We start from the raw sequence: 25,305 nt of genomic DNA, 5'->3' as shown, positions 1-25,305 counted from the left end.
CGGCTCGTTTTTCGATACACCACCGAGCGCCAACGGAATTCGGCTTATGAAAACCTTTTCGCTGAAGCCCGCCGACGTCGACAAGAAGTGGATCGTGATCGACGCGGAGGGCCTCGTCGTCGGCCGTCTGGCTTCGATCATCGCCCTGCGTCTGCGTGGCAAGCACAAGCCCGCCTACACCCCCCACGTCGATTGCGGCGACAACGTCATCGTCATCAACGCCGACAAGGTGAAGTTCACCGGGCGCAAATACGTCCAGAAGGTGTACTACCACCACACCGGCTTCCCCGGCGGCATCAAGGAGCGGTCGGCTAAGTTCATCCTCGAAGGGCGCTTCCCCGAGCGCGTCGTGGAGAAGGCCGTCGAGCGCATGCTGCCCCGCGGCCCGCTGTTCCGCCAGATCATGGGCAACCTCCGGGTCTACAAGGGCACCAGCCACCCGCACGAGGCCCAGCAGCCGCAGACGTTCGACGTCGGCGTCCTCAACCGCAAGAACGTGAGCGCTTAAGATGGCGACGCTTCAGTCCCTCTCCGACCTCAACCGGTCGAACGCCGGCGGCCTCGACAACGAGCACGCCGCCCCCGTCCACGTCCAGAAGCTCGACGCCCAGGGCCGCGCCTACGCCACCGGCAAGCGCAAGGACGCGGTCGCCCGCGTCTGGATCCGCCCCGGCACCGGCAAGGTTGTCATCAACAAGCGCGCGGTCGAGGTGTACTTCGCCCGCCCCGTCCTGCGGATGATCCTGCGCCAGCCGCTCACGGTGGCCAACCGCGTCGACCAGTACGACATCACCGTCACGGTCGCCGGCGGCGGCCTCTCGGGCCAAGCCGGCGCGGTGCGCCACGGCCTCTCGAAGGCGCTGACCTACTACGAGCCGGAGCTGCGCGCGCCGCTGAAGCGCGAGGGCTTCCTCACCCGCGACAGCCGCGTGGTCGAGCGCAAGAAGTACGGCCGCAAGAAGGCCCGCCGCAGCTTCCAGTTCTCGAAGCGCTGATCGGCCCGGTCGGACAAAGGAAAAGGCGGCTCCTCGCGGAGCCGCCTTTTTTCTTGGTTTGGTCGAACCGCCGGCTCGCTTATCGCGCGGCGCTTCGAAGGGCGTCCGATGGAGCAGGCCGTCGAACCACTCCGTTTCAGGCGTGGACGGCCTTCTCCAGCTCGGCCTTGGACATCTTCGAGCGCCCGGCGACCTTCTGCGCCTTGGCCTTCTTCATTAGGTCGGCCTTGGTCTCGCCGGAGGCGGACTTGCGCGCCGCGGCGGCCTTCTTCGCCACGTCCTTCGGCTGCTTCGAGAACTGCTTGCCCTTGGCCGTGTCGCTGCGCTTCTTCTCGGTCGAGCGGTCGTACTGCTCGTCGGAGACCGCCTCGCGCGCCTTCTTCGGGAGGTAGCGTTCCCCGGTCTTGCCGCTCTCCTTGCCGGACTTCGTGTCCCACGCCTCGTCGGTCCACTGCTTGAGATGGTTGTCGTCGGTCTTCTTGCCGGCATAGCCGCCGCCGGCCTTCTTGTATTCCTGGGTCGCGAGCTGAGCCTTGCGGGCCGACCATTGACCGGCCTTTCCGCCCTTGTCGCTCTTCGTGACCTTGTCCTTGGTCTTCTCCCAAAGCTTGGGATCGGTCTTCTTCGCGGTCTCGGACATCGCTCGATCACCCGTCGTCGTGGATTTTGCCAACAACGAGAGCACGCCGGCCCCGTTCCGGCGGTGATGCGATGGCCTGTTGATGACGCCCGGCATTGACAGGCCGGCACGCACCGGCCACCTCCCGCACCGCGACACGACGCCCCGGCGGCGGCCGGATTCGAGGGTGCGACGACGATGGCGGGCGAGAACCACAAGCCGACGGTGTTCATCGACGGCGAGGCCGGCACCACCGGGCTCGGCATCCGCGAGCGCCTGGAGCGCGACGGCAAGGTGACCCTGCGCAGCATCGCGCATGCCGACCGCAAGGATGCCGGCGTGAAGCGGGCGCTGCTCGCCGAGGTCGACCTCGTGGTGCTCTGCCTGCCGGACGACGCCGCCCGCGAGACGGTGGCGCTCTGCGACGCGCTGCCCGGCGGCGGCCCCCGCGTGCTCGATGCCAGCACCGCCCACCGCGTCGCGGCGGGCTGGACCTACGGCTTCGCCGAGATGGCCCCGGGGCAGGCGGAGGCGATCGCCGCCGCGCGCCGGGTCGCCAACCCCGGGTGCTATCCCACCGGCGCGATCGCGCTGCTGCGGCCCCTGGTCGAGGGCGGCCAGATCCCGTCCGACTTCCCCGTCAGCATCAACGCGGTCAGCGGCTACAGCGGCGGCGGCAAGAGCATGATCGAGGCCTACGAGGCCGGCTCCGCGGCCCCGTTCCTGCTCTACGGCCTCGGCTTCGCGCACAAGCACCTGCCGGAGACGCAGGCCTATTCCCGGCTCACCGCCCGGCCGATCTTCATCCCGTCCGTCGGCGCGTTCCGGCAGGGCATGCTGGTCTCGATCCCGCTCCATCTCGACGCGTTGCCGGGCCGTCCGTCCGCCGGCGATCTCGAGGACGCGCTCGCGCGCTGGTACGCGGGGCAGGCGCTGGTGCAGGTGGTGATCGGCGCCACCACCGGCGCGCACAAGGAGCAGATCGAGCCGGAGGCGTTGAACGACACCGACCGCCTCGAGCTGCGGGTGTTCGGCTCGGCCGAGCACCGTCAGGCGGTGCTGGTCGCGCGCCTCGACAACCTCGGCAAGGGCGCCTCCGGGGCGGCGGTGCAGAACATCGGCCTGATGCTCGGGCTCGGCGCCTGAGCCGCCATCCGGCGCATTGACGTGGCCCGACGGCCCGCGAACAATCGGGCATCGGCAACAGGAGACCGTTCCAGCATGACCGAGACGCGCCCACCGCTGCCGCCGTTCGACGCCTTGTCCGCGGCGAAGAAGGCGCGCGGCGCCGAGGATGCCTGGAACACCCGCGATCCCGAGCGGGTGTCGCTCGCCTACACCCCCGACAGCTGGTGGCGGAACCGTTCCGAGTTCCTGACCGGGCGGCCGGCGATCGTCGCGTTCCTGACGCGCAAGTGGGAGCGCGAGCGCGAGTACCGCCTGATCAAGGAGGTCTGGGCCTTCCACGAGAACCGGATCGCGGCGCGCTTCGCCTACGAATGGCACGACGCGTCCGGGCAGTGGTTCCGCTCGCACGGCAACGAGCAGTGGGAATTCACCGAAACGGGCCTGATGCGCCGCCGCGAGGCCAGCATCAACGACCTCGCGATCGACGCGTCCGAGCGCAAGTTCCACTGGCCGCAAGGACCGCGCCCGGCCGACCATCCGGGCCTGAGCGACCTCGGCCTGTGACCGCGTTTCGCGGTTCGCCCGCGTTCCTGTAGAAGCCCGCGCGTCGCGATGCCGGCGCGAAAGGATGCCGATGACCGAACTGCCCAACGTGCACGTCCGTGCCGAAGTCCTGGCCCAGGCGCTGCCCCACATGCAGCGCTACGACCAGGAGATCGTGGTCATCAAGTATGGCGGGCACGCCATGGGCGACGCTTCGGCGGCCGAGGACTTCGCCGAGGACATCGTGCTGCTCGAGCAGTCGGGCGTGAAGCCGATCGTCGTCCACGGCGGCGGCCCGCAGATCGGCCGGATGCTCGACCGGCTCGGCATCCAATCCGAGTTCCGCGGCGGCCTTCGCGTCACCGACGAGGCCACCGTCGAGGTGGTCGAGATGGTTTTGGCCGGGTCGATCAACAAGCAGATCGTCGGCTGGATCTCGGCCGAGGGCGGCCGGGCGATCGGCCTGTGCGGCAAGGACGGGAACATGGTCCGCGCCAAGCGGGCGTCGAAGACCGTGATGGACCCCGAGAGCCGGGAGATGCAGACGGTGGACCTCGGCCTCGTCGGCGAGCCCGAGCATGTCGAGCGCGGCGTCCTCGACGCGGTGCTGAAGGCGGAGCTGATCCCGGTCCTGGCGCCGGTGGCGTACGGTGCCGACGGCAAGACCTACAACGTCAACGCCGACACCTTCTCCGGCGCCATCGCCGGCGCGCTGCGGGCCAAGCGCCTGCTGCTGCTCACCGACGTGCCGGGGGTGCTCGACAAGGACAAGAACCTGATCCCGGAGCTGACGGTCGAGGATTGCCGGCGGCTCATCGCCGACGGCACCATCACCGGCGGCATGATCCCGAAGATCGAGACCTGCATCTACGCGATCGACCAGGGCGTCGAGGCGGTCGTCATCCTCGACGGCAAGGTCAACCACGCGGTGCTGCTCGAGCTCTTCACCGATTACGGCGCCGGCACCCTGATCCGCCGAAGCTGACGGACGAACGCACCATCGAAAGCGCCCGGGTCGTGCTTCGGCCCGGGCGACCGCATCGCGCCCCGCGGTCATTTTCGGAGACCGGACATCTCGAACAGAACCATACCCGGCGAGAGCCACGTGACGGCCCCGGATGCGCGCGGCTTCGACGCCGTCGACACCTGGGTGTTCGACCTCGACAACACCCTCTACCCGAGCGACGCCATGGTGTGGCCGCAGGTGGACGAACGCATCACGCTGTTCGTGATGCAGCTCTACGGCCTCGACGGGCTCTCGGCGCGCGCGCTGCAGAAGTATTTCTACCACCGCTACGGCACGACGCTGAAGGCGCTGATGGTCGAGGAGAACGTCGACCCGCACGCCTTCCTCGACTTCGCCCACGACATCGACCACGCGACGATCCGGCTCGACCCGGCTTTGGGCGACGCGATCGAGCGGCTGCCCGGGCGCAAGCTGATCCTGACGAACGGCTCCCGCAGGCACGCCGAGAACGTCGCGAAGAGCCTCGGCATCCTCGACCATTTCGAGGACGTGTTCGACATTGCCGCCGCCGACTTCGTGCCCAAGCCCGAGCGCGCGACCTACGAGCGCTTCCTCGCGCAGCATGCGGTCGACCCGACGCGGGCGGCCCTGTTCGAGGACATCGCCCGCAACCTCGCGGTGCCCCACCAGATGGGGATGGCCACCGTCCTCGTGGTTCCGGCCGCGATCGACCCCTACCGCGAGGCGTTCGAGCAGGAGGCGGTGCGGGAGGCGCATATCGACCACATCACCAACGACCTCGCCGGCTTCCTGCGCAGCTGCGTCCTGCCGGTGGCGAAGGACGCCGCGTGAGCCTCGCCGCCGCCAAGGCGCCGAGCCTCGCCGAGATCGAGGATCTGGCCCAGGCGGCCTTCGCCGCGCTGCCGGCGGAATTCCGGGCGCTGGCGAAGGACGTCCGCATCGTCGTCGACGATTTTCCCGACGACGACACGCTGACAGAAATGGCGTGCGACTCGGAGTTCGACCTGCTCGGCCTGTTCCGCGGCATCGGGCTGGCCCAGGCGGGCGAGACCGTGACGGGCCAGATGCCGAACACCGTCTGGCTCTATCGCCGGCCCCTGCTGGATTACTGGGCCGAGCACGACGAGACGCTCGGCCACCTCGTCGCCCACGTCCTGATCCACGAGATCGGCCACCATGTCGGGCTCTCGGACGCCGACATGGCCGGCATCGAGGCGGCGGCCGACCTCTGACCCGTCAGGCGCGCGGCGGCTCGCCCGGCGTCGGCAGCTTCAGGCGGCTGACCTTCGGGCGCCGCGTGCGGAACTGGCCGCGCTCGATCGCGACGAAGACCAGGATGGTGATGGCGAGCGTCGTCAGCCACCACACCACCGTGAGCCCGACGCCGATGCAGGCGATGGTGAAGGCGGCGGCGAAGCCCGCCATCGCCCCGGGCACCAGCAGCGGCACGTCGCGGCCCGCCCGGCGGATCGAGGCGTAGAGGGCGAAGGCGGCGGCGAGCGCCCCGACGACGCCGAGCTCGTACCACATGGCGAACAGCGCCGTGCTCGGGGCGTTCACCGGGATCAACCCGAAGACCCGGCCGCGCAGCGCCGTCTCGAAGCCGTGGCCGGTGATCAGCCGGACCGGCTCGGTGGTCACGATCCGCTGCCAGCTCTTCAGCGTCAGCACGCCGGGGCTGAGCGGCCCGAACAGGGCGGCGCCGATCGGTCGCGCCAGGAACGGCAGCAGCGGCGCCACGGCGAGCAGGCCGGCGGCCAGGCCCGCGGTGAGGCCGACGCCGAGGCGCGGCCGGAAGCTCGTCACGGCGAAGGCGAGGGCGCCGATCGCCAGGGCCGCGATCTGCCCGACGTTCGGCGAGACCGCAAGCGCCACGGCGACCACCACTGCGAGGCCCAGCGCCTCGCGGTCGCGCCGGCGCGAGCGCAGCCACGCCACCGAGGGCCAGAGCAGCAAGGCCAGGAGGGTGAGGCCGCGATCGAGCGCGTTGTCGTCGTCGGGCACGCCGCGCATCAGGGTGTCGCCGAACAGGCCGAGCACGATGGCGACGATCGCTGCCGCGGTGACGCCGAGCGGCAGCAGGTAGAGGTTGGCCGAGCGCATCCGGTCCGGCAGCGCCATGTAGCCGGCGAGCGTCAGCAGGATCGTCGCGACGAGGTTGGCGAAGCGCTCGGAGGCGGCGCCGGGGAACGGCGTCCAGACCAGCGACAGCGCCATCCACACCAGCACGAGCAGGCCGGCGAGGAAGGCCGGCGCGCGCAGCAGCCGGGCGCTGCCCGACAGCAGCGGGCGCTGGCGCCCGTCGATGGCGCTGGCGATGATCAGCAGCGCGACCGCGATCGGGGCGAGGATCACCGTGGCGCGGCGCGCCACCTGCGCCACCACCGGCACGATCACGAACAGCCCGAAGAACCCGACGCGGCGCAGGAGCGCGGCCGCATCGAGCGCCGGGTCGATCGTCTGGGTGGATGGGCGCGCCATGGTGCGACTCGAAACCAGCGTGACGGCGACGTGCCCGGGAAACCCGGCCGCGCCCGTCCTTGCCTTCCCGCTTAAGCAAGCCGCGCGCTAGGAGCTGTAGACGCCCGGCCACACAGGGGCGCCGACGTCGCCCGCCTCAGGCGGTCGTGACCTCCGTCCGCGGCCGGCGGCGGACCACGCGGCGACCGACGTCGGACAGCACGCGCCAGCCGCCCCAGGCGGCGAGGAACCCGAGCAGCCCGGCCACCACCCCGTCCGTCGTGGTCGGCAGCGCCGGGTCGTAATCCTGGTAGGTGGCGCGGGCGAGCGGCACGTCCGGGTCGCGGATCACGGCGGCGAGCCGCCCGAGCGGGCTCGTGGCCGAGGCCAGCGCCTGCTGCTGCGCCGAAAGCCGGGCGAGCCGCTCGATGTCGTAGCGCGCCGCCTCGCCCCGCCGCGCGACCAGGGTGTCGGGGTTGGTGCGAAGCCGGTCGACCGCCCCGTCGCGGGTGTTGCCGGTGGCCTTGGCGTCGGAATCGAGCGTCGCGATCTCGCGCTTCAGCTCGTCGAGGGCGCCGCCGAGGCGCTGGGCGTATTGCTGGGCGAATTCGGGGCCCTGCGCCGCCAGCCCGCCGCCGAGGAGGCCGAGCGCCAGACCGAGGGTGCGGAAGACACGGAACACGGCATCGCCTCGTCGAAATGGTCGTTGCAGAAGAGCACGGCGACGGCGGCAGTTCCAGAACCCGGTCGGATTCAGGCCGGCAGGGTCAGCAGGCCCGCCGCGCCGTCGACGCATCCGAAGGCCAGCCGCCCGCCCTTCGCGTCCCAGGCGAGCGCCGAGATCGCGCTGCCCTTCACCGCCGGGCGGACCAGCAGCTCCGAGGCGTCGGTGAAGCGCACGAGCAGGATGCAGCCGTCCTCGTAGCCCATCGCCAGCACCAGGGCCTTGGGGTGGAACGCGACGCGGGAGACGCGGGCCGGGCGCACCCCGCACTCCCGCGGGGCCTTGCCGGTCGGGCCCTCCTTCGAATCGAACGGCCAGACGATCGCGGCCTCCGCGCCGCTGGTGGCGAGCCAGTGCCCGTCCGACGACCACGACACCGAGCGCACCTTGGCCGGGTAGCCGGACATCCGCATGTGGCCGCGGTCCGGCTGCAGGCGCCAGCCGTGCAGCGCGTTCTCCTGCATGGTCGAGACGACGAAGCGCCCGTCGGGCGACCACGTCACGTCGATGTGCGAGCCCTTCCACTCGACCATCTCGGCCGGGGTCTCGTGGTTCGGGTACCAGAGCGAGACGCCGTTGTAGTGCGACGCCGCGAGCCGGTAGCCCTTCGGGGCGAAGGCGAGGCCGCGGGCGGTGGAGGGGGCGGTGAGGGTCCGCTCGCGCCCCTTGGCGTCGCGGGCGACCACGCTGCGCCCGGCGGCGTAGGCGACCGACCCGTCGGGGTGCAGCGCCAGCGCATCGATCCAGGCGCCGCCCTTGGCGGTGGCGACCTCGGACAGGGTGCCGTCGGCCCCGATCGCCACGACGCGCCCGTCGTCGCCGCCGGTGACGAGGCGGTTAGCATCGCCGGCGGCAGCGAGGATGCTGGCCTCGGGATGGGCGGCGAGGCGGCTCGAGGTGCCGTCGCGGCTCAGGACGATCGTGCCGTCGCCGAGCGCCAGCAGCAGCGCGTCCTTCACGAAGTGCGCGGCGACGACGTGGGCGCCCGCCTCGATCGGCGCGACGTGGGTGGTCAGCGAGGTGTTGCTCATCGGGCGACTCGATCGGAACGAAGGCGGACAGGACGGGTGCGGAACGGGATCAGGCGGCGGGCGGCTCGGGCATCATCGCGCGGTGGCGGAGCGCGAAGATCGCGGCGACCAGTGCGAGAACGCCCGATATCGCCGCCGGGATCACCAGGGCATAGAGGTCGAGGCGGGCATAGGCCACGGCGCCGGCGAGGGCGCCGACCAGGAGGGCGGCCCAGACCGCCCCGTCCCCGACCCAGCCGAAGGGCGGCCCGGTGCGGGTGAGCGCCTGCGCGATCTTCTGCCCGAGGCTGAACAGCGCCCCGGTGACGAAGGTGGTGCCGGCGCGAAACCCCTTCACCTGCGCCAGCACGGCGTTCTGCGAGCCCATCGCCACCGCCATGAAGAACGAGGCGATGCCGAGCTCCGGGATCGCGAGGCCGACGCCGAGGGCGGCCAGGATCAGCAAGGCCTCGTAGCCGAGCACCGCCGGCGTCGCCCAGGGGAAGGGGACCAGGATCGACAGCCCGCTGCCAAGGACCGCGCCGGCGAGGAACCCGCCGATCAGGACCGCCGGCAGCACCACATGCGCGAAGTCGGCGTGCCCGAGGAAGACCGAGAGCTGCGTGGTGTTACCGCTCATGAACGAGGTGTAGAGGCCGCCGAGGCGCACGAAGCCGAGGGCGTCGACGTATCCAGCGAGCGCCGTCAGCACGAGGCCGGTGCCGAGCTGCCAGGACCGGCTCACGAAACCCGATCCGGTGCGCGTTCCGTCAATACTCGGTTAACCATTCCCAGCGCCTCGTCCAGGGGCGGGCGGGCAGGGTTAAGGCTTCGCTCACCAAACCTCGGCAATTCGATGCAATCACGGCGAACGCCGGAGCACAGGGCCCCGTTGGTCTTGCGATCCGGCTGCGGGACCTTCGTTCCGCGCCGGGTGAGTTGGAGTTGCGTCATGATGTCCTTCGCCTGCGCCGCCATCGGCCTGCCGAGCTACCTCGACCGCGCGCCCACCACCGTCCTGGTGGTGGAGGACGAGCCGTTCGTCTGCGAACTGGCGGCGGAGGCGCTGCTCGACGAGGGCTACCGCGTCCTGACCGCCGCGGATGCCTGGGAAGCCGAGGCGATCCTCGCTCGGGAGACCGTCGATCTGCTCTTCACCGATATCGATCTCGCTCGCAACACGAACGGGATCACGCTGGCGCGGGCCGCCCGGGCGCATTGCCCCTCGCTCCCGGTGGTCTACACCTCCGGCGGCCGCGCCTGCCTCTCGCAGGGCGAGGCCGTCCCCGAATCGATCTTCGTGCCGAAACCCTATCGGCCGAGCCAGCTGGTCGCACTCACGAACGACATCCTGCGCAGCCACGCCCACCACGCCTGATCCCGATCCCTCGACGCACGACGCCCGGAACCCTGACGCATGCGCCTCGCTCACGCCGCCCTCCTGATGCTCGCCGCCGGCCTCGCCACGCCGGTCGAAGCCGCCTGCGACGTGAAGGGCGCCAAGATCGAGGAGACGATCGCCCGGAAGAGCGAGCTGCAGGAAGCCGCCAACAAGCAGACGGTGCGCGACCTGCGCACGCTGCGCGACGCGGCGATCGTGCTCGAAACCTATTCCTACGTCACCGAGTGCGAGCGCGTTCTGGAGATCGTGAAGACCCTGGCCGCCGACCCGGAGAAGACGATCGAGAAGGGCGACACCGACGAGGAGAAGGCCGAGGACCTGCAGGAGGCGCGCAAGCCCAAGCCCGCCTTGGAGCCGGCCGCGCCGGCCAAGCCCAAATGATCAGGCCCACATGATCACGTCCACATGATGGGGAAGCCCAGGTCGGTCCGCCTCTACCAGCCGAACCGCGCGATCCGGGCGAGCTGCGCCTTGCCGGCGGCCTCGTCCCGGCCGAGGAGCGCGACCCGCTCGGACAAGCCGTAGGCGGTCGGCGAGAACGGCAGCGACAGCAGCACGATGCCCTCGGTCCGCGATCGGTTCACCGAGGCGATCAGGCAGGCGATCACGGGATCGTCCTCGGGCGCGCCGACGCAGTCGGCCCGCGGGCTGCCGAACAGGGGCCGGTTCGGCAGCGTCAGCTGGATCGTGGTGCCGCCGCGCCGGTCGGGGGCCGGCGGCAGGCTGTAGCTGCGCACGAACAGAGCCGGGACCAGCACCAGCAGCGCCAGGACGACGAGAGCCTTGCGCATGGCCTCAGCCCGGCTCGTCGAAGCGGCTGCGGAAGAACACCTCGCGCCCGGCGCCGTCGATCACCCGCACCGCCTCCGCCGGCCCTCCCGAACGCTGCGGGACGCGGGCGCGAGCGAACAGGCGCAAGGCGCGTTCCTGCGCGCCCTCGAGCCCGGCGCTGCGCACCGAGATCCGCGTCTGGACGTCGCCCGGCTCGGGGCCGAGGACTTCAATGTGAAAGGTCTCGCGCACCGCCGTGCCTCTGCCCTAACTCGGACGCATCGTCCACCGTCGCGAGACCTTCGCCCGTGAGCCCACTCAAGATCGCTGCCGCGGTCGCCGTCTGCGCCCTGCTGTTCTGGCTCGGCCTGCGCATCACCCGCGTGATGGTCGACCTCGGCATCCGCGCCGGGCATGCCGAGGCGCGCCGGCGCGAGGAGGAGGAGCGCTGAGCCCCTATCCGACGGGCAGCGGCGCAGTGCCGTAGGCCTCCGCCATGCGCGCGATCGCCGCGAGCTTGTCCGAGAGCGCCGACCAGTCGTCGGACGACGCGATCGGCGCCCAGAGCGCCTCGACCTCGTCGATCAGCAGCGTGCACGGCCGCGCCTGCGCGAAGTAGGGGTGGGCGAGGTTCGCCCCGGCGGCCGGCGCCATGCCCTGCAGGGCCGCGCGCACCGGCGCGAAGCTCTCGCCGGCATAGAGCGCGGCGGACGGGCTCGCCGCGGCACGGTCCGCGCTGGCCGTCCCGCCGTACCAGTCGAAGAACGTCTGCTCGAACGGGGCGCCGCTCTCGGCCAGGAAGCGCCAGAAGGCCCCGACCAGGCGATCGGTCTCGTCTTGGCCCGCCTTGGCGAGCCCGAGCCGCGCGAGCAACGCGTCCGCGAACCCCTCCTGCAGGGCCGGGCCGAAGCCCTTGAGGACGGCTTCGAGATCCGCCTGCGGCGCCAGCGTCAGCAAGCAATCCGCCAGCCGGGCGAGGTTCCAGTACAGCGCCTCCGGCTGCCGGCCGAAGCTGTAGAGCCCTTGCGTGTCGAAGTAGGCCGCGGTGAAGTTCGGGTCGTAGGCCGGCAGCCAGCGCCACGGGCCGTAATCGAAGCTCTCGCCGGTGACGTTGATGTTGTCGGTGTTGAGCACGCCGTGGACGAAGCCGGCCGCCGCCCATTGCGCGCCCATCCGCGCGACCCGCCGCGTGACCTCGCCGAGGAACGCGACGGCCCGCTCGGCCACCGACTCGCACCAGAGATCGGGCATGTGGGTGGTGATCGTGTGATCGAGCAGCCGCGCGACGTTGCCCGGCTCGTCGAGCGCCAGGAAGCGCTGGAAGCTGCCGATGCGGATGTGGCCGTGGCTCAGGCGCACCAGCACGGCCGAGCGGGTGGGGGAGGGCTCGTCGCCGCGCTGCAAAGCCTCGCCGGTCTCGATCAGGCTGAAGCTCTTGGAGGTGTTCACGCCCTGCGCTTCGAGGAGCGCGGTGGCCAGCACCTCGCGCACGCCCCCCTTCAAGGTCAGGCGCCCGTCGCCGGCCCGCGACCACGGCGTCGTGCCGCTGCCCTTGGTGGCGAGATCGAGCAGGCGCCCGTCGCGCAGGTCGTGCAGCTGCGCAAAGAGGAAGCCGCGCCCGTCGCCGAGATCGGGGTTGTACGAGCGGAACTGATGGCCGTGATAGCGCAGGGCCAGCGGCGCCGGGAACGAGCCGGGCAGGGGCTCGAACCGACCGAACCGCGCGATCCACTCGGCGTCCGACAGCCCGTCGAGGCCGACGCGCGCGGCCCAAGGCTGGTTGCGGACGCGCAGGATGGTCTCGGGAAAGCGCGCGGCCTCGACCACGTCGAAGAAGTCGCCGCCGAGGTCGGCATGGCGGCGGGAGGGCCGCGCCGCTTGGGATGGGAGGTCTGACAAGGAAACGGCCCTCGCTGGGTTCCGGCATTCGAACGACACGCAGTGCGATAAGCCGCCCCGGCCCGATCCGTTGCGGCCCGGCGGAAGCGACGCAAACCGGTCCCGAAAAAACCCGGGCTCCATCCCGAAACAGGGCGTTGACACCGCAAGCCGCCGTTCCCTATACCGCCGATCTCCGAACCGGCCGCCTGCCCGAGCAGACGGCCGCGGGCTGGGGCGGGGTAGCTCAGCTGGTTAGAGCAGAGGAATCATAATCCTCGTGTCGGGGGTTCGAGTCCCTCTCCCGCTACCAAAGATCACAAGCACTTAGCTTCATAGCCCTGGCCTCACGGTCGGGGCTTTTGCTTTCTCGGACGGTTCTCGGACGGGATTTGTCGGAACCGTCCGAGTTCGGATGCTCGGACGGCATCGGGCTTATGCGCACGATAGCCCGGTTTCTGCGCTCTTATGCGCAGGACATAACAAGAACCGGAAAATCCGGGATTCTTATGCCTACGGCGGCTGCCGGGGCGACCCTCGACCGCTACGGCCGCATGTCCATCTCGGGCGCCTCTTCCGGTGCCGGTCGGAGCTCGGTGCGCAGCTCGCCGGCGCGTTCCCGTATCAGCGCCGCCCGCCTCTCGTATACGGAGGCCTGCCGATCCATGGCATGGGCCAGCGCCGGGCCGACCCATTCGGGAATCGGGCGCTCACCCGATGCCCACCGGCGGACGAGGCGGTCGTCGATTGTCTCGCGGGCGCCGTCGGGGTGCAGCGGACCGAGGCCCCGCGCGAGGGGCCTCTGCCAGTCGGCGCCGTAGGTCGTCCGGGCGTGGTCGGAGAGGAGGGCGAGATCCATGGCGGTCACCTGATCGAGTTGGAGGAGGAAGGCTGCTGGGCCGGGGGCATCATCGGCACGGGCTGGTGCCCGAGCTCCTTCAGGTCGTCGCGCAAGTTCAGGCCGTGGGTGTGCATGCCGTCGAGGAGGTCGTGCATGTGGTCGACCCCACCGGACATCCCGTAGATCTCGACGTTGCGCCGGACTTCCTGCTCGATGCGCTCCATCGCGGCATCGTTGCGGGCGATCCTTTCGAGCAGTTCCTGGCGCGGGTCGACGACCTGCTCGATCACCACCTCATCCAGGGCATCCTCGTCGTCCTGATCGGCCGGAACCGTCTCGGGGATTACGACGACCGCGGGCTCCTCGGCCTTGGCGACGTCGGCGGCGATCAAGTCGATGATGCAAAGCTGGACCGGCTTCGGCTCGACCGGGGCCGGCCTCGCAGGCGTCATCTCCGGGACGGGGGCCACCGGCTCGACCTGATCGACGGCGTAGAGCCCGGGCTCTCCGGCTCGGATGGCGTCGTCGACAATCCACGTGAGCATGCAAAGCTGCCCCTCGGGGGCCGTGGCTTCATCGACCGCATCGACCGTCGCGGGGGCCGACGCTTCCGCCGCCTTCCTGGCGATCTCGGCCTTCAAGTACGCTCGCGCCTCGACGCGGCCGGGGCGACCGACCTGCTCCTCGTAGGCCTCGGTGAACTGCTCGGGGACGATGCCGTCGGCGCGGGCCTGCCGGAACTGCCGCCAGGCCTCGCGCATCCCGGCGCCGATGTGCCCCCGGACGGGCTGCGCGGCCCGGACCGCATAGAAGTATGCCAGGCCCCAGGCGAACCTTACGACCGCGGCGCGGTCGGCGTTGTTGATCTTGGCGGCGGTGGCCATCGGGGTCTCCCTCACGAACGGGGCATCGCCCTCGTCCAACGTCCCTACACTATAGGGACAATCGGCGGCAATCAAGCCTCATCTCAATCCGGAACGGCGGCTCCCCATCAGGGCCAGGGAATGCGTAACCTTGCCGCGAGGTCTCGCTTGCCCCGATGCCGGCGAGCTGCGATCGCATCGATTCCCCCGGACCACGAGGCGTCCCGTGAAACGAATATTCCGCCGTACCCCGACCGAGAGACCCATCCCCGGGGCGTGACGCGCGTGCGCAGCCCCTTCGACAGGAGGCTGCCCTGATGAAGACCTTTTTCACCGCCGACACCCACTTCGGCCACAAGGGCGTCCTCGCCATGAGCGGGCGCCCGTTCGCCTCCATCGAGGAGCACGACGAGGCGCTGATCGCGGCCTGGAACTGCGTCGTGGGCCCCAGGGACGAGGTTTGGCACCTCGGCGACTTCGCCATGGGATCGACGCCCGAACGGTGCGCCGCGGTGTTTAAGAGGCTGCGTGGCCGCAAGTGCCTTGTCCGGGGCAACCACGACCGGAAGCGCACGCTCGACCTGCCCTGGCACGAGCAGCACGACATCCTCAGCCGGAAGATCGAAGGCCAGCGGATCATCGCTTGCCACTACCCGATGAGGGCCTGGCCGGGTGCATGGCGAGGTTCCCTTCAGCTTTTCGGGCACACGCACGGCATGCTCCCCGACACCTCGCAATCCTGCGACGTCGGCGTCGACCGGTGGGCCTACGGTCCGACCACGTTGGAGGAGATCCGAGCGCGCCTCGCCGTGACCCCCACGATTCCGGAGGAGCGCCTGCTTGGCCAGCCGGAGGAGACCGACGATGGCGAGGAGTAGACGAGAGGTCGGCGACGACGAGGTGACCTGCGTCACCTGCGGTTGGGTTTCCTACGCGGTCTCGCGGGCAGAGGCGGAAACCGAGGTCGCTCGCATGAGGGCGTACCTCGCAACGTTGTCGGAGCAGGATCGCCGGGGCTGGTCATCCGAGGGCCCCAGCGTCGAGAAGTACGTCTGCCGTAGCTGTGGCGGAACGGATTTCCGGCCGGCCCGGGCGGAGGATTGCCCCGACGGCGCGACAACGAATCCCGTCGTGTGGGAGCCCTAAACGAAGACAGCCCCGGGTCACCCCGGGGCCGTCATCCTAGGTCTAGGTTGGGGCCTACTCGGCCGGGGGGGTCCAGTTGCGGTCGTTGCGGTCATACCGCTCCAGCAGCTTGGCGGCCTCGTCCACCTGGCTGACGAACAGACGCCACTCCTTCACCGTCTTGCGCCCGTTCAGGATGCGGCCGCCTGGCGTCATCTTCTCCCAGAACATCTGGGTGAATTCCGACATCGAGCCATCCTCCTCGATCTCTCGCTTCCGGAGCGAGGCGATCTCGGCGAACACCTGCGCCTCCTCCTTGTCATCCACCGCCATCGCAGTGAGGAAGCACCCCTCCTGGCGGGCCGCGGCCTTGGCCAACAGGACCTCCGGACCGCCCGAGATCTCCGCCATCGCGGTCCCGGCCGGCTGCGTCATGTCGGGGTAGACGCCGTAGACGATGTCGTGATCGTCGAAGATCTCCCCCATCCACTCCGCCTGCGTCTTGATGGGCGCAGCATCGAGGGCAGCGTGATGGCGCACAGCCTCCATCAGCATGTCCTGGATGAACTGCGGGCGGCTCTCGACCTGCTTGAGCTTGGCCTTCTTGTTCGCCTTGGCCTTCTTGGGCTTGATCTTGAGAGTGCTCATGTCGTGTGTCCTCCTGCGGGGATGATCGCCCGCTGTCAGGATAGAAACACACGTCCCCATGACTCCGCGAGTCATTTGACTGGCAGAGCTAGGCGTAATCTGCGCTGAGATTAACAGCGACTAATGCAGTAGATTTCACGCAGCCAGAAATAAGACAAGCCCCTCGAAAATTACATCGAATTGCTTGGTAAATTCCGGGTTAATCTCCACAGGGCTCGCCGCTCTTCAGGCGCCCCATCGTTCCCGGGGCGGCCGCCTCAACGGCAGCGGCGGGCACCCGTGCCTGCGCGGCCAGGACCTCCGCCAGCGAGAGATCCTCGCCTGGCAACGGGCCGGCCTCGGGCAGCGGCAGGACGGCATGGAGGGCGCGGCATGCCCCGACGACGGCGGGTGGCATGCGGCGGACGGTGTAGGGGGGCATCGGATCTCGGTGAGGCGGACGGCCTGGGCCCCGGGTCAACGCCGGGGCCCGAGGCCGGGTGCCCTCAGGCGGCTGCGGCGTTGGCGCCGGGCGTGAGCAAGTTCTGCATAATCAGGTCCGCCGCCTCGTGCCCAAGAGTTGCCACGGCCATCGCGATGAGCCTGTTCGCCTCGATCAGATCGCTCACCGCGAGCGCCATCGGATCGACGGCATGATCCCGGCCGGAGATGCTGCGGACATACCGATCCGGGTCCGCATCGACCCTCTCCTCCAGGGCATCTCCGGCGGCGGTTACGGCGGCCTGCGTCAGGGCCGTGTGCTCAATCAGATCGCGGATGACGTCCTCGCCCTCGGGCGTCAGGACGTAATCTTCGCCCTCGGTCGCGGCAGGCTGCGGAGGCTCGGTCCCGATGAACGCGTGAAGGGAGGCCTGCACGCCCCCGTCGCCGAGGTGAACGGCGAGGTCGTGGGCCTGGCCCCACCGGTATGCAGAGCCCTCAAGATCCAGCGTGGACGGGTCGCCGCCGTTTTCGTAGGTGCCCCGCTCGTAACCGAGGCGGTAAGCGTCGCGGACGACGGATGCGTCGAACGACTGCGCCAATGTCGGCGAATCGGTCTGATCGATGCGCACGGTGATAGGGGCCTGAAGCTCATCCGTTTGGGTGGTTCGGATGACATTGATACCCTCCTTCTCCAGGCGCTCCATGATGCGCTGGGCGACTTCGATGGCCGGGCGCCTGCCCGAGGCGGCGACCTCGCCGGCGATGTAGGACAGCGCCTGCTCCGTGATGGATTTCGTGCTCATGACAACCTCGATGATGGGGATGACCTGATCGGACGGAGCGCCCCTGTCGCCGAGCGCGCGACGGGGATCTCAGCAGCCCGGAGGCGGCTCGTCTTCGTGACGGGCGGCGGCCGCCAGTTTTTCGGCGGGCGTCCGCGCCGGCCGCTCGGCCTCGGCGATGGCCGCGTCGAGGTGGCGGATCGCCCATCGCGACGTCCTGAGGAGCGCGGCCTCGACACGGCGGACGGCGTCGCCATCCGTGCCGGCGCGGGCCGCAGCCATGGCGGTGGCGAGCCTGCGCCGGGTCTCGACGGCGTCGAGGCGGTAGAGGCCGTCGACGAATGAGGGGGAGGTCATCTCAGTCCTCCCGGTGCTGCGCGACGACTGCGTCCTTGAGGTCCGAGGTTGCCCTGAGAACCTCGACGACGGCGGCTTCCAAGGGATCGCGCCAGGGCAAGAAGCCCGGGCCTTCGACCTCGTCGCCGGATGATAGGTCCGGGACGATCCAGTCGACCCGGACCTGATCGAGCGCGATGATCTCGAACTGGGCGGCCACCATCCGCGGCGGGTCGCCGGCATCCCGATACGTCGGGGTCACGTTGTATGTGACCTGCACGCTCCCGGTCAGAAGTCGGTCGCCGACCATGAGGTCGTAGAACTCGTATTCCGTTTCGCACTGGCGAGAGGGATCGTGGAGAGCGCCGCTCATCAGGATGCCCAGGCCGTCGCGAGCGTCACGCCATCCTCGTCGTGGATGGCGATCTCGCGCGGCTGCCGCGGCTCGTACGTGAGCTCGGAGCGCTGGAGATTCAGGCTGCGCAGGACCGAATCCCCGGGTGTCCGGCGGTAATTGATGACGTCGCTCAGGTAACTGAAAGAGATGCCATTGCGGGCAGCCCACACTTTCTGGCCGCCAACCGCTTTGCAGACGGCCCGTAGCCTCTCGATCACGTCAGCCCTATTGAGAACGGTCCTTGGGGCAGTCATAAGCGCAAGCCTTTGTCGATTCCTCCCACAAAGGTAGCGTAAATCCGCGTATCCGCAAGAAATATGATTCCTTATAAAGTCGTAGTATCTCCATAAGTGCCGCCGATTAAGTGATACCAGAAATACACCATCAATTCCTGATTGTCGCAGTCTACGCTTTATCGATTGAAAGACGTTTCAATGCGCATGGCAGGGTGCTTGGATACGTCAGTTTACGTATTCAAGGAGCGCACACCACCATGTTCAGCCTTCTCCTCCTCGCCATCGCCCTGGGAGCCGTCGCGGCCTCGGCCTACGCGGCGGCTAACTCCCCCATCCCCACGACGCAGGCCCTTCCGGTCGCCTGCATGGGTCTCGCGTGGCGCCGTGTTGGCGAGCGCAACACACGGAACGGGGCGAAGACCTTGTGGCGCTCCGAGCCCGCCGACACGTCCCAGTTCCAGCGCGCCTACGCCGGCGACCGCGAGAACATGAGGACCGTCGGGTTCTCCTGGGACGACCGCATTCCTGTCTGCTGGGAGAGCATCCCGCCAGCGAGCGACGATGAGGTCCTCGCCGTGGTCGCCGCCGCCGAATCCAAGGCCGCCGCCATCCAGGAGCATGAGCGCGTCGAGCGGCTGCAGGAGGCCGACCGGGACTGGTTGGAGAATGGCGCCGAGAGGGCGCAGGCTATCGCCCGCCTGCGAGCATGCCTCGACGGGAAGCCCTGGGCGTGGACGAAGCGTAAAAAGGAGTGGGCCGTCGCCATCGTCGAATACCCGGACCGCCCCACTGAGAGGGCCGCTCGGATCGCCGGCGAGCTCGTGGACGAAGTCGAGAGCATGATCGCGGCGGTGATCGCCCGCCTCGGTTCCGAGAGGATCATGGACTGGTTGGAGCGCGCTGCCCTGCCCGAGGTCCGCGTCGCCGTCCTGGAGGCCTGCAGGGTCCTCTCATCATACGACGAGGATTTCGCCGCCCTGAGGAATGGCGTGGGTTGGTCGGCCGCCCATAGTCATGTCGGCCATGTCGTCGCCTCGCTGCCCGAGCTCGATCAGACGCAGGCCTCCCACGCTCTCCGGGCCGTATGGGCACACCGGCGGCAGATCTCGCCAGAGTTCCGGGGCCGCGTGTTCGGATCGGAGGCCGTCTGATGGCCGCTCCTACCCGCCCCCTGCTGCGCTGGTTCGGTGGCAAGTGGAGGATCGCCCCCTGGGTGATCGCCCACATGCCGCCCCACGCTCTCTACTGCGAGCCCTACGGCGGAGCCGCCTCCGTCCTGATGCGCAAGCCCAAGGTCCGCGTCGAGGTCCTCGGCGATCTCGACGAAGACCTCCTCAACCTGTTCCGCGTGGTCCGGGACGAGAGGCAGTGCGCTCGCCTCTCGTTCCTCATGGTGATGACCCCGTGGTCGGACGCGGAATTCGAGCTCGCCTATCGGCCAGTGCCGGCGGATGAGCCCGTCGAGCGGGCCCGGCGCCTGCTCGTCCGGCATGCCATGGGCGTCACGAACGACGTTCGGCTCGGGCGTACCCGGACCGGATTCCGACGCTACACGGCCATCGCATCGAGCACCCCTTCGCTCGAATGGCATACCTTTCCGGATGCCCTGCCAGCCCTGCGTTCGCGTCTGCAGGGCGTCGTGATCGAGCGGTCGGATGCGGTCGATACCATCCGGCGCCACGACCGGTCGGATGCCCTCTTCTATCTCGATCCCCCTTACGTCCCACGCACCCGCCGGGATCCGGCACGGGGATACGCCCACAAGATGGACGAGGCCGGCCACTCACGCCTCCTCGACTGCCTGGGCTCGATCAAGGGAATGGCCCTGATCTCGGTCTACGCCGACCCCCTCTACGAGGATGCCCTCCGCGGCTGGAAACGGGTCACGAAGGACTCGAAGGACATCCGGGGCCGGGTCCGCGAGGAGGTCCTTTGGGTCTCGCCCAAGGCAGTCGCGGCATCCAACCAGTTGGAACTCTTCTCCGCGGCCTAGTCGATTTCATACCCTTGACGACAATCGAATCTCCACCAGGACAGGATCACCCACCCCATGCTCAAAGCTCTCCGCGCGTTCGCCATCGCCCTCGCCATGGCCGTCACTTTCACCACGAAGCTGGTCTGGGAGGGCGGCCGCTGGGTCGCCCGTTCCGTGCGGGACAGCTTCCGCCCGCCCGTCGGCGCCGGCTCGCAAGTCGAGGCCGAGATGGAGGACCTCTCGGCCAAGGCCCATCAGATCGCCGCGGCGGCGCAGGCACCCGTGGCCGCCAACGATGACGGCGCCGGATTCGGCGCGCTCATCCCGGTCCCCGAGTACGACGCCAGCCAGGACTGGGGTGCCATCGCGAAGGCGTACGTCCGGGCGCGCGTGTACTTCAAGCCGGAGCCGTCCCTTGCCGATCTCGACGAGCGCACGGAAAGCTGGCTCCGTGGCCTCTCGACCGACGAGTGCATGCGCCTCCACGACCTGTCCAAGGAGCGGATCGGCAGCCACATCTTCGGCAGCCACATGCTGCGTGGGCTCGCCCCCTGCCATGAGTACGACCGCGGTTTCCCGGCGATCCTCCTGGCCGACGTCGAGCATCCTGATGCCCGCCATCAAGAGATCCTGGATGACTTGGAGAACGATCCGGATGTCGTTCCAGGGTACCGCGTCGCCTGAGGCCTCCACCCGCTGAAACTGAAAGGCCCGCTTCCTGAGGGAGGCGGGCCTTCTCTATTGGGCGTTCCAGGTCAAGAGGGATTATCCCCAACCTGCCGTCGTCCGTGTTGGCGGATCAATTCGTTCAGGGCGTCTTGGTCGGATTCGAGGTCTTCCGTGCCTTTGAAGCGCGAGAACTCGACGTGACCATCCTCGAAGACGTCTATCTCCAGGCGCTCGCCGACCACAGTGACGGTGATCATCACGGTGTCGTCGCGATGCCGGTCCACCCGGAACCATAGCCACTGCTCTTCGAGGAGCCGCAAGATTCGGTAGAGCGGATGGATCAAGGAGACCTCCTGTCCTTCAGGGCGATCTTAGCTCGACTGTCCCGCCAGGTCTCTGGCTTCTCTCCGAAGTCGGCACGCCGGCCGCTTCATGGTTGGGTCCGACAGGAGGTGGATCAAGCTTTTTCGCGAAGTCGCCCGAAGGCCCTTCAACCCGCCCGCGATCTCACCGACCTTCGGTCCCTGGAGGGACACCGCTCCGCCTCGCGGCGGATTCCTATGACAGGTCGATTACGCCATCGCCGCCTCGATGCGGAACGGCGTTCCATCGACCCACATCCGGTGAAGGATCACCGCCAGCCGCCGTGCCACCGCGACCATGGCCTTGGCCATTCCGCGACGCTTGGCGAGCTTCAGGCCCCATGCCTTCAGCGTCGACGGCTTCGAGCCTGGACGCAGCAGCACCAGAGCCGCCTCGAACAGCGCGGAGCGTAGGGTCTCGTCGCCGTTCTTGGTGATAGGCCCGCGTCGGTCCAACTCCCCCGACTGGTGCGTTCGCGGCGCCAGCCCGAAGTGCGCGCCGACCGCGCGAGACTGGCGGAAACGGGCCGGCTCGTCGACCGCGGCGCGATAGGTCAACGCGACGAACGGGCCGACACCGGGCGCACTCATCAGCAGGCGGCAGGGCTCGTCCTCACGAGCCAGCACCATCATCCGCTTATGCAGGAGCACGTATTGCTCGCGCACCACGCGACGCACGGTCAGCATCGGCTCGATCACGGCGATCAACCCGGCTCGGCCCTCCGTCAGCTCGCGGATGCGTTCCTCGTAGCGGGCGCGGGTCACGGTCCCGACCTTCAGGCCGAAGTTGCGCAGCAGCCCCCGGATGCTGTTCTCGATGTCGATGAGCTTGGCCTGCAAGGTCCGGCGCCCGCCGAGCAGGGCACGGATCTCCTGGCTGGCCAGGGTCTTCACGTGAACCGCCTTGTAGAGGCCGACCCGCATCATCTGGGCGATGCCGCGCGCGTCGTTGCGGTCGGTCTTGTTCACTTGAGCGCTCAGCACCGCCTTTGCGTGACGCGTCTCGATGCACACCACCGGCAGTCCCGCCTTCGCCAAGCCGGCATACAGCCACTGGCAGAGAGGGCCGGCCTCGATCCCGACCCGCCCGTAGGTCAGACCACGACCGTCCAGAAAAGCCGCGACCGCCTCCGGCTCGCTCTCCACCTTACCCTCGCGCACGACCTGACCGGCTGCGCTCAGGATGCAGATGCTCGTGCTGCGCACCGAGACATCGAGGCCGACATAGTGGTCCATCGCTCATCTCCCTGATCCACCTTGGGCTGGATCGGACGAGCGTAAGTCCCACGCCGGTCACCGTCACACCCGCCGCTTCGGACGCGGCAGGAGCCCAATGACCCATCCTTTTTCATGTCTGGTTGCCAGGGTGCGGCACGGGCGCGCACCCCTAAGATTTTTCTGGCGCCTTGCCCTGTGCACACACGGAAGCACACGAGAGCACACCGTCATCCCGCCGTGCGCTGCCCCTTCTGGATGCGGACGAGACGCCCCTCGGCCTCCAGGGCGCGGCTCCGCATGCGGCTGAGCTCCCCCTTGAGGCGGGCATTCTCAGCGTCAAGGGTGGCGACTTCCGACTGGAAAGCCAGCACGAGCCTACCGAGGATGCGCATGGCCGAGGAGGCCTTGGCGACCGCGGTCAGGTTCCGGGCGGCCTGGTTCTCGTCGGCGGCCTGCTGGAGGGCGAGGCGGTCCTGGCGAGCGCGATGGAGGACGCCCGCGAGACCCTGGGCCCCCATGTCGAAGCCGGAGGCGATGGCGTGGGATGAGATGGACATCGGGGGGCTCCTCAGGCTCGGCGTGAGGAGACGATCCCAGCTCGCGGACTCGCCGTCGAGGGGGAGTCAACACCTGTCCCTGGCCTGGATGCCGGAACAGGTGCTCTTCGATGAGCAGGGTTAGCGCCCCGTTACTTCATGGTTCTGAATCGAAAGATCAGCGGGACGGCGTCCCTGTGTACGCTTGGTTTCAAACGAGGCGCAGGCGCTTTTGCAGGGCGTCGATGGCCGCATCGTGCGACACGCCGCGACCGTGAACGAGGTTGGCGAGGGCGTCCTTCATCAGGGGCTCCAGGCCTACGAGGAACCCTTTCGTGGTCCCCTTCGCCTTGATGCGGCGGCATGCATCCCCCTTGGCGAGCGTCTCGATCAGGGCCGCCACGATGGCCGTGTCGACGACGCGCGGATCGGGGGTGCCCGCGGCCCGGCGCTCAGCACGCTCGACGCGCTTGCGCTCGGCCTCATCCCGGCGTGCTGAGGCGGCCTGCGCGGAGGCGCTCTCGATGACGGCGGCAACAGGGGTGCCGGGCTCGGGAAAGTGGGTCATCTGCTGCTGCATGGTGGCCTCCAGGGGGATGAGGGATTCTCCCCCTCGGGGCCGAAATCGGCAAATCCGGACGGTGTCCGAGGGGGACACCGTCCCCCAGGCAGGGTTGTCCGTTGCGGACGCCGTCCGCACCCTCGGGCCATGCTGAAGATCGACATCGAGATCGACGTCGCGGCCTTCGAACGGCAGGTCGACGACCTCATGGCCAAGGCCTACCAGCCAGCGGTCGTGGAGGCCCTGAACAAGGCGGGGAGGCCGGGCGGGACGCCGTCCGGAAGGGGATGATGACCAGCTTCGACCGCCCGACGCAGTTCACGCTGGAGGTGGTCGGCGTGATGAAAGCCTTGATCCGGACGGACGGCAGCGACCCGTCCGTGTTGATCTATCTGAAGGACCGGACGGCGTCCTACCTCAACCTGCAGGTCCTCGGAGGCACCCGGCACGCCGGCGACCCGTTCACGACGAAGCGGAGGCCCATCGTCCCCGGTCCGAAGGCGCCCCGGGACAACTTCGGGAATCTACCGTGGGGCTACACCGCGAAGGCCATGCAGGAGCCCGACGTCTCGTCGGTGACGCTCAAGCCCGACGAGCCCCCGGCCCTCGTCCGCAAGCGCCCCGGGCAGCCGCTGGAGGTCCTCGCCCTGATCGTGAACGAGGTGTCGTTCCGCCCCAAACGCTCGACTTCGACGGCCTGGCAGCCGGGGGCGCCCTCGACGCCTTCGGCCCACGTTCGAGCAGGCCTTCGACATCACGTGATGGAGAGCCGCCGGCACGAGGCGAGCTCGGCGTTATCGAGGTCGTGAGGCGGCCGCAGGATGGTCGGCTTCCTCGATCCCCGGGCTCCCCAGGTGTCGATCGACTACCAGGTCTGGCCGTAGTCGAAACTGGCGTACGTCACGGCGTAATCGTCGGCCCGGTACCCGAGGGCGTCCAACTGGGGAAGGTGCACGAAGCTGGAATTGCCCGCCGTGCCGTTCGAGTTCTGGTTCCGGCTCGCGGTCCGGACCATGGCGCCCGTGCAGTCGTACATGCGGATCTCGGTGCCTGTGCCCTGGCAGACGATGTGCGGGACGTCACTAGGAGGGGCAGGTCACCGGTCGTGACGAAGTTGTCGTTGGGCAGGGTCTACCGGCCGGTCGACTTCTTGATGAACTCGTAGCTCGGGGTGCCGTCGGCGTTCACGTACTGCAGGTAGTCGTCCACTGAGCGGTCGTTGTCGATCCGACGGGTGACGACGACGGTGATGCCCTTGGCCTTGGACACGGTCATGAAGCCGATCAGCGTCGACCCATAATACCGCATCTGGTGACGGGTGTGCTTTTAAGACCAGCACGTCGACCTGACGCACCTTGCTCACGATCTCCTCGGGCTTGGGTCTTTGCGCCATCGGTTCCGTCCTCTGTCGGCCAAAAGCCATACTTCAGGGCGGACCACTACCAATGGGGCCGATCAATATTGGGCCGCAAGGGTTTCAGGACCGAATGCCCCATGGATGTCCGAGCAGGGCGAAAAGGAGGGGTGCCGCATGAGGGCACGTCAACGACGCGACGGCGGCGTAAACGGGGGGGGGGGGGGGGGGGGGGCCCGGGGGGCTGACCCCCAATATCAAAACCTGCGCCCCCCCCCCACACGGGCTGGGGGAAAAGGGGGGCCCGGGCAGCAACCGCTCCTGGGGCCTTCGTTCGGGCCGGCCCGCCCGGAACCGGTTCAGCATTGTTGGCCTCGCCCCGGCCCCCCCGGCCTGGGCCCTTTGCGCGGTGCCCGGGAAGCCGGTAAAGGAAAGCCCGCGCCCCCCCCGGCACCGGTTA

At 68.9% G+C, this 25,305-nt stretch carries 38 protein-coding genes and 1 tRNA gene; 17 read left to right on the top strand and 22 right to left on the bottom strand.

The features are described 5' to 3' along the window. Positions 1–46 precede the first annotated feature (46 nt). Both rplM and rpsI read left to right on the top strand, forming a co-directional pair. Entirely contained in the window at positions 47–508 is a 462-nt protein-coding gene (gene rplM, locus MKK55_RS13310) for a 50S ribosomal protein L13 (protein WP_147750196.1), read from the top strand. 1 nt (position 509) lies between these two features. Next, positions 510–995, top strand: coding sequence for a 30S ribosomal protein S9 (rpsI, locus tag MKK55_RS13305; protein ID WP_147842051.1), 486 nt, complete (start codon positions 510–512; stop codon positions 993–995). 136 nt (positions 996–1,131) lie between these two features. On the opposite strand, the gene MKK55_RS13300 is transcribed toward rpsI, so the two are convergent. Continuing rightward, positions 1,132–1,635 (bottom strand): hypothetical protein, encoded by a 504-nt coding sequence (locus tag MKK55_RS13300; protein WP_243932519.1) that lies wholly within the window; start codon positions 1,633–1,635, stop codon positions 1,132–1,134. 177 nt (positions 1,636–1,812) lie between these two features. Here MKK55_RS13300 and argC point away from each other — a divergent pair, with 177 nt between their 5' ends. From argC to MKK55_RS13275, 5 genes are all read left to right on the top strand, one after another. Further along, on the top strand, positions 1,813–2,760 hold the full coding sequence (argC, locus tag MKK55_RS13295) for an N-acetyl-gamma-glutamyl-phosphate reductase (RefSeq protein ID WP_243935206.1): 948 nt from the start codon (positions 1,813–1,815) through the stop codon (positions 2,758–2,760). A 75-nt stretch (positions 2,761–2,835) separates the two neighbouring features. Then, positions 2,836–3,306 (top strand): DUF1348 family protein, encoded by a 471-nt coding sequence (locus tag MKK55_RS13290; RefSeq protein WP_243935203.1) that lies wholly within the window; start codon positions 2,836–2,838, stop codon positions 3,304–3,306. Positions 3,307–3,376: 70 nt separating this feature from the next. After that, complete coding sequence (gene argB, locus MKK55_RS13285; protein ID WP_147727765.1) at positions 3,377–4,270, top strand: acetylglutamate kinase; 894 nt, start codon at positions 3,377–3,379, stop codon at positions 4,268–4,270. A gap of 120 nt (positions 4,271–4,390) precedes the next feature. After that, positions 4,391–5,104, top strand: coding sequence for a pyrimidine 5'-nucleotidase (locus MKK55_RS13280; protein WP_243935201.1), 714 nt, complete (start codon positions 4,391–4,393; stop codon positions 5,102–5,104). Beyond that, entirely contained in the window at positions 5,101–5,505 is a 405-nt protein-coding gene (locus tag MKK55_RS13275) for a metallopeptidase family protein (RefSeq protein WP_147727767.1), read from the top strand. The genes MKK55_RS13280 and MKK55_RS13275 overlap by 4 nt, the downstream gene beginning before the upstream one ends. A gap of 4 nt (positions 5,506–5,509) precedes the next feature. On the opposite strand, the gene MKK55_RS13270 is transcribed toward MKK55_RS13275, so the two are convergent. The 4 genes from MKK55_RS13270 to MKK55_RS13255 all read right to left on the bottom strand — a co-directional run bounded on the left by MKK55_RS13270 (position 5,510) and on the right by MKK55_RS13255 (position 9,212). Then, on the bottom strand, positions 5,510–6,754 hold the full coding sequence (locus MKK55_RS13270; protein ID WP_147842045.1) for a peptide ABC transporter permease: 1,245 nt from the start codon (positions 6,752–6,754) through the stop codon (positions 5,510–5,512). A 136-nt stretch (positions 6,755–6,890) separates the two neighbouring features. Continuing rightward, entirely contained in the window at positions 6,891–7,415 is a 525-nt protein-coding gene (locus MKK55_RS13265; protein ID WP_147842044.1) for a DUF2937 family protein, read from the bottom strand. A gap of 71 nt (positions 7,416–7,486) precedes the next feature. Further along, on the bottom strand, positions 7,487–8,488 hold the full coding sequence (locus MKK55_RS13260) for a WD40 repeat domain-containing protein (protein ID WP_243935199.1): 1,002 nt from the start codon (positions 8,486–8,488) through the stop codon (positions 7,487–7,489). Between the two features lie 49 nt (positions 8,489–8,537). Then, positions 8,538–9,212: a YoaK family protein gene (locus MKK55_RS13255; RefSeq protein WP_147858227.1), complete on the bottom strand. Its 675-nt coding sequence runs from the start codon at positions 9,210–9,212 to the stop codon at positions 8,538–8,540. Between the two features lie 207 nt (positions 9,213–9,419). Between MKK55_RS13255 and MKK55_RS13250 the strand changes: the two genes are divergently transcribed. Both MKK55_RS13250 and MKK55_RS13245 read left to right on the top strand, forming a co-directional pair. Beyond that, positions 9,420–9,845 (top strand): response regulator, encoded by a 426-nt coding sequence (locus MKK55_RS13250; RefSeq protein WP_147728008.1) that lies wholly within the window; start codon positions 9,420–9,422, stop codon positions 9,843–9,845. Between the two features lie 39 nt (positions 9,846–9,884). Continuing rightward, positions 9,885–10,250, top strand: a complete 366-nt coding sequence (locus MKK55_RS13245) for a photosystem reaction center subunit H (protein ID WP_147728009.1) — start codon at positions 9,885–9,887, stop codon at positions 10,248–10,250. A 53-nt stretch (positions 10,251–10,303) separates the two neighbouring features. Here the strand turns inward: MKK55_RS13245 and MKK55_RS13240 are convergent, their stop codons facing one another. Both MKK55_RS13240 and MKK55_RS13235 read right to left on the bottom strand, forming a co-directional pair. Beyond that, positions 10,304–10,660 (bottom strand): hypothetical protein, encoded by a 357-nt coding sequence (locus MKK55_RS13240; protein ID WP_243932524.1) that lies wholly within the window; start codon positions 10,658–10,660, stop codon positions 10,304–10,306. A 4-nt stretch (positions 10,661–10,664) separates the two neighbouring features. Next, on the bottom strand, positions 10,665–10,892 hold the full coding sequence (locus tag MKK55_RS13235) for a hypothetical protein (RefSeq protein ID WP_147844422.1): 228 nt from the start codon (positions 10,890–10,892) through the stop codon (positions 10,665–10,667). 56 nt (positions 10,893–10,948) lie between these two features. On the opposite strand from MKK55_RS13235, the gene MKK55_RS13230 reads away from it, so the two are divergent. After that, positions 10,949–11,092: a hypothetical protein gene (locus MKK55_RS13230; protein ID WP_187274659.1), complete on the top strand. Its 144-nt coding sequence runs from the start codon at positions 10,949–10,951 to the stop codon at positions 11,090–11,092. Between the two features lie 4 nt (positions 11,093–11,096). On the opposite strand, the gene MKK55_RS13225 is transcribed toward MKK55_RS13230, so the two are convergent. Beyond that, positions 11,097–12,539, bottom strand: coding sequence for a protein adenylyltransferase SelO (locus MKK55_RS13225; RefSeq protein WP_243935192.1), 1,443 nt, complete (start codon positions 12,537–12,539; stop codon positions 11,097–11,099). A 215-nt stretch (positions 12,540–12,754) separates the two neighbouring features. On the opposite strand from MKK55_RS13225, the gene MKK55_RS13220 reads away from it, so the two are divergent. Continuing rightward, positions 12,755–12,831: transfer RNA gene (locus MKK55_RS13220), tRNA-Met, on the top strand. A 231-nt stretch (positions 12,832–13,062) separates the two neighbouring features. Here MKK55_RS13220 and MKK55_RS13215 read toward each other — a convergent pair. Both MKK55_RS13215 and MKK55_RS13210 read right to left on the bottom strand, forming a co-directional pair. Further along, complete coding sequence (locus MKK55_RS13215) at positions 13,063–13,377, bottom strand: hypothetical protein (protein ID WP_243932527.1); 315 nt, start codon at positions 13,375–13,377, stop codon at positions 13,063–13,065. A 5-nt stretch (positions 13,378–13,382) separates the two neighbouring features. Then, positions 13,383–14,243: a hypothetical protein gene (locus tag MKK55_RS13210; protein WP_243935190.1), complete on the bottom strand. Its 861-nt coding sequence runs from the start codon at positions 14,241–14,243 to the stop codon at positions 13,383–13,385. A gap of 296 nt (positions 14,244–14,539) precedes the next feature. Here MKK55_RS13210 and MKK55_RS13205 point away from each other — a divergent pair, with 296 nt between their 5' ends. Further along, complete coding sequence (locus MKK55_RS13205; protein WP_243932529.1) at positions 14,540–15,100, top strand: metallophosphoesterase family protein; 561 nt, start codon at positions 14,540–14,542, stop codon at positions 15,098–15,100. Between the two features lie 322 nt (positions 15,101–15,422). On the opposite strand, the gene MKK55_RS13200 is transcribed toward MKK55_RS13205, so the two are convergent. From MKK55_RS13200 to MKK55_RS13175, 6 genes are all read right to left on the bottom strand, one after another. Continuing rightward, a complete protein-coding gene (locus MKK55_RS13200) occupies positions 15,423–15,995 on the bottom strand; it encodes a hypothetical protein (RefSeq protein ID WP_243935188.1) in 573 nt (190 codons plus the stop codon). A 199-nt stretch (positions 15,996–16,194) separates the two neighbouring features. Then, the gene (locus MKK55_RS13195; RefSeq protein WP_243935186.1) at positions 16,195–16,416 is read right to left on the bottom strand and encodes a hypothetical protein; all 222 of its coding nucleotides are present in this window, start codon (positions 16,414–16,416) and stop codon (positions 16,195–16,197) included. Between the two features lie 64 nt (positions 16,417–16,480). Further along, positions 16,481–17,221, bottom strand: a complete 741-nt coding sequence (locus MKK55_RS13190; protein WP_243932532.1) for a hypothetical protein — start codon at positions 17,219–17,221, stop codon at positions 16,481–16,483. Between the two features lie 69 nt (positions 17,222–17,290). After that, complete coding sequence (locus MKK55_RS13185; RefSeq protein WP_243935184.1) at positions 17,291–17,557, bottom strand: hypothetical protein; 267 nt, start codon at positions 17,555–17,557, stop codon at positions 17,291–17,293. A 1-nt stretch (position 17,558) separates the two neighbouring features. Then, on the bottom strand, positions 17,559–17,909 hold the full coding sequence (locus tag MKK55_RS13180) for a hypothetical protein (RefSeq protein ID WP_243932534.1): 351 nt from the start codon (positions 17,907–17,909) through the stop codon (positions 17,559–17,561). Further along, a complete protein-coding gene (locus MKK55_RS13175) occupies positions 17,909–18,151 on the bottom strand; it encodes a transcriptional regulator (protein ID WP_243932535.1) in 243 nt (80 codons plus the stop codon). Before MKK55_RS13175 ends, MKK55_RS13180 begins: the two co-directional genes overlap by 1 nt. A gap of 275 nt (positions 18,152–18,426) precedes the next feature. On the opposite strand from MKK55_RS13175, the gene MKK55_RS13170 reads away from it, so the two are divergent. The 3 genes from MKK55_RS13170 to MKK55_RS13160 are packed head-to-tail and all read left to right on the top strand — an operon-like array spanning position 18,427 to position 20,828. Next, positions 18,427–19,320 carry a hypothetical protein gene (locus MKK55_RS13170; RefSeq protein ID WP_243932536.1) on the top strand — a complete coding sequence of 298 codons (894 nt, stop codon included), beginning with the start codon at positions 18,427–18,429 and terminating at the stop codon, positions 19,318–19,320. Then, positions 19,320–20,162, top strand: coding sequence for a DNA adenine methylase (locus tag MKK55_RS13165; RefSeq protein WP_243935182.1), 843 nt, complete (start codon positions 19,320–19,322; stop codon positions 20,160–20,162). Before MKK55_RS13170 ends, MKK55_RS13165 begins: the two co-directional genes overlap by 1 nt. 57 nt (positions 20,163–20,219) lie before the next feature. Next, complete coding sequence (locus MKK55_RS13160; protein ID WP_243935181.1) at positions 20,220–20,828, top strand: hypothetical protein; 609 nt, start codon at positions 20,220–20,222, stop codon at positions 20,826–20,828. 71 nt (positions 20,829–20,899) lie between these two features. Here the strand turns inward: MKK55_RS13160 and MKK55_RS13155 are convergent, their stop codons facing one another. The 4 genes from MKK55_RS13155 to MKK55_RS13140 form a co-directional block, all read right to left on the bottom strand. Beyond that, positions 20,900–21,157: a hypothetical protein gene (locus MKK55_RS13155; RefSeq protein ID WP_243935180.1), complete on the bottom strand. Its 258-nt coding sequence runs from the start codon at positions 21,155–21,157 to the stop codon at positions 20,900–20,902. A 228-nt stretch (positions 21,158–21,385) separates the two neighbouring features. Then, complete coding sequence (locus tag MKK55_RS13150; RefSeq protein ID WP_243935179.1) at positions 21,386–22,411, bottom strand: IS110 family transposase; 1,026 nt, start codon at positions 22,409–22,411, stop codon at positions 21,386–21,388. Positions 22,412–22,620: 209 nt separating this feature from the next. Further along, positions 22,621–22,950 carry a response regulator receiver protein gene (locus MKK55_RS13145; protein ID WP_243932541.1) on the bottom strand — a complete coding sequence of 110 codons (330 nt, stop codon included), beginning with the start codon at positions 22,948–22,950 and terminating at the stop codon, positions 22,621–22,623. 190 nt (positions 22,951–23,140) lie between these two features. Then, positions 23,141–23,509, bottom strand: coding sequence for a hypothetical protein (locus MKK55_RS13140; RefSeq protein ID WP_243932542.1), 369 nt, complete (start codon positions 23,507–23,509; stop codon positions 23,141–23,143). 129 nt (positions 23,510–23,638) lie between these two features. Here MKK55_RS13140 and MKK55_RS13135 point away from each other — a divergent pair, with 129 nt between their 5' ends. Both MKK55_RS13135 and MKK55_RS13130 read left to right on the top strand, forming a co-directional pair. Then, a complete protein-coding gene (locus tag MKK55_RS13135; RefSeq protein WP_243935178.1) occupies positions 23,639–23,782 on the top strand; it encodes a hypothetical protein in 144 nt (47 codons plus the stop codon). After that, entirely contained in the window at positions 23,782–24,300 is a 519-nt protein-coding gene (locus tag MKK55_RS13130; protein WP_243932544.1) for a hypothetical protein, read from the top strand. The genes MKK55_RS13135 and MKK55_RS13130 overlap by 1 nt, the downstream gene beginning before the upstream one ends. Positions 24,301–24,356: 56 nt before the next feature. Here the strand turns inward: MKK55_RS13130 and MKK55_RS13125 are convergent, their stop codons facing one another. Both MKK55_RS13125 and MKK55_RS13120 read right to left on the bottom strand, forming a co-directional pair. Then, on the bottom strand, positions 24,357–24,527 hold the full coding sequence (locus tag MKK55_RS13125; protein WP_243932545.1) for a hypothetical protein: 171 nt from the start codon (positions 24,525–24,527) through the stop codon (positions 24,357–24,359). 95 nt (positions 24,528–24,622) lie between these two features. Beyond that, a complete protein-coding gene (locus MKK55_RS13120; RefSeq protein ID WP_243932546.1) occupies positions 24,623–24,766 on the bottom strand; it encodes a hypothetical protein in 144 nt (47 codons plus the stop codon). Between the last annotated feature and the right edge of the window lie 539 nt (positions 24,767–25,305).

It is taken from the genome of Methylobacterium sp. J-059 (genome assembly GCF_022829485.1).
Classification (GTDB): Bacteria; Pseudomonadota; Alphaproteobacteria; order Rhizobiales; family Beijerinckiaceae; genus Methylobacterium.
Note: the sequence above shows the minus strand (reverse complement) of the source record. Positions and strands in the feature narration are given on the sequence as shown.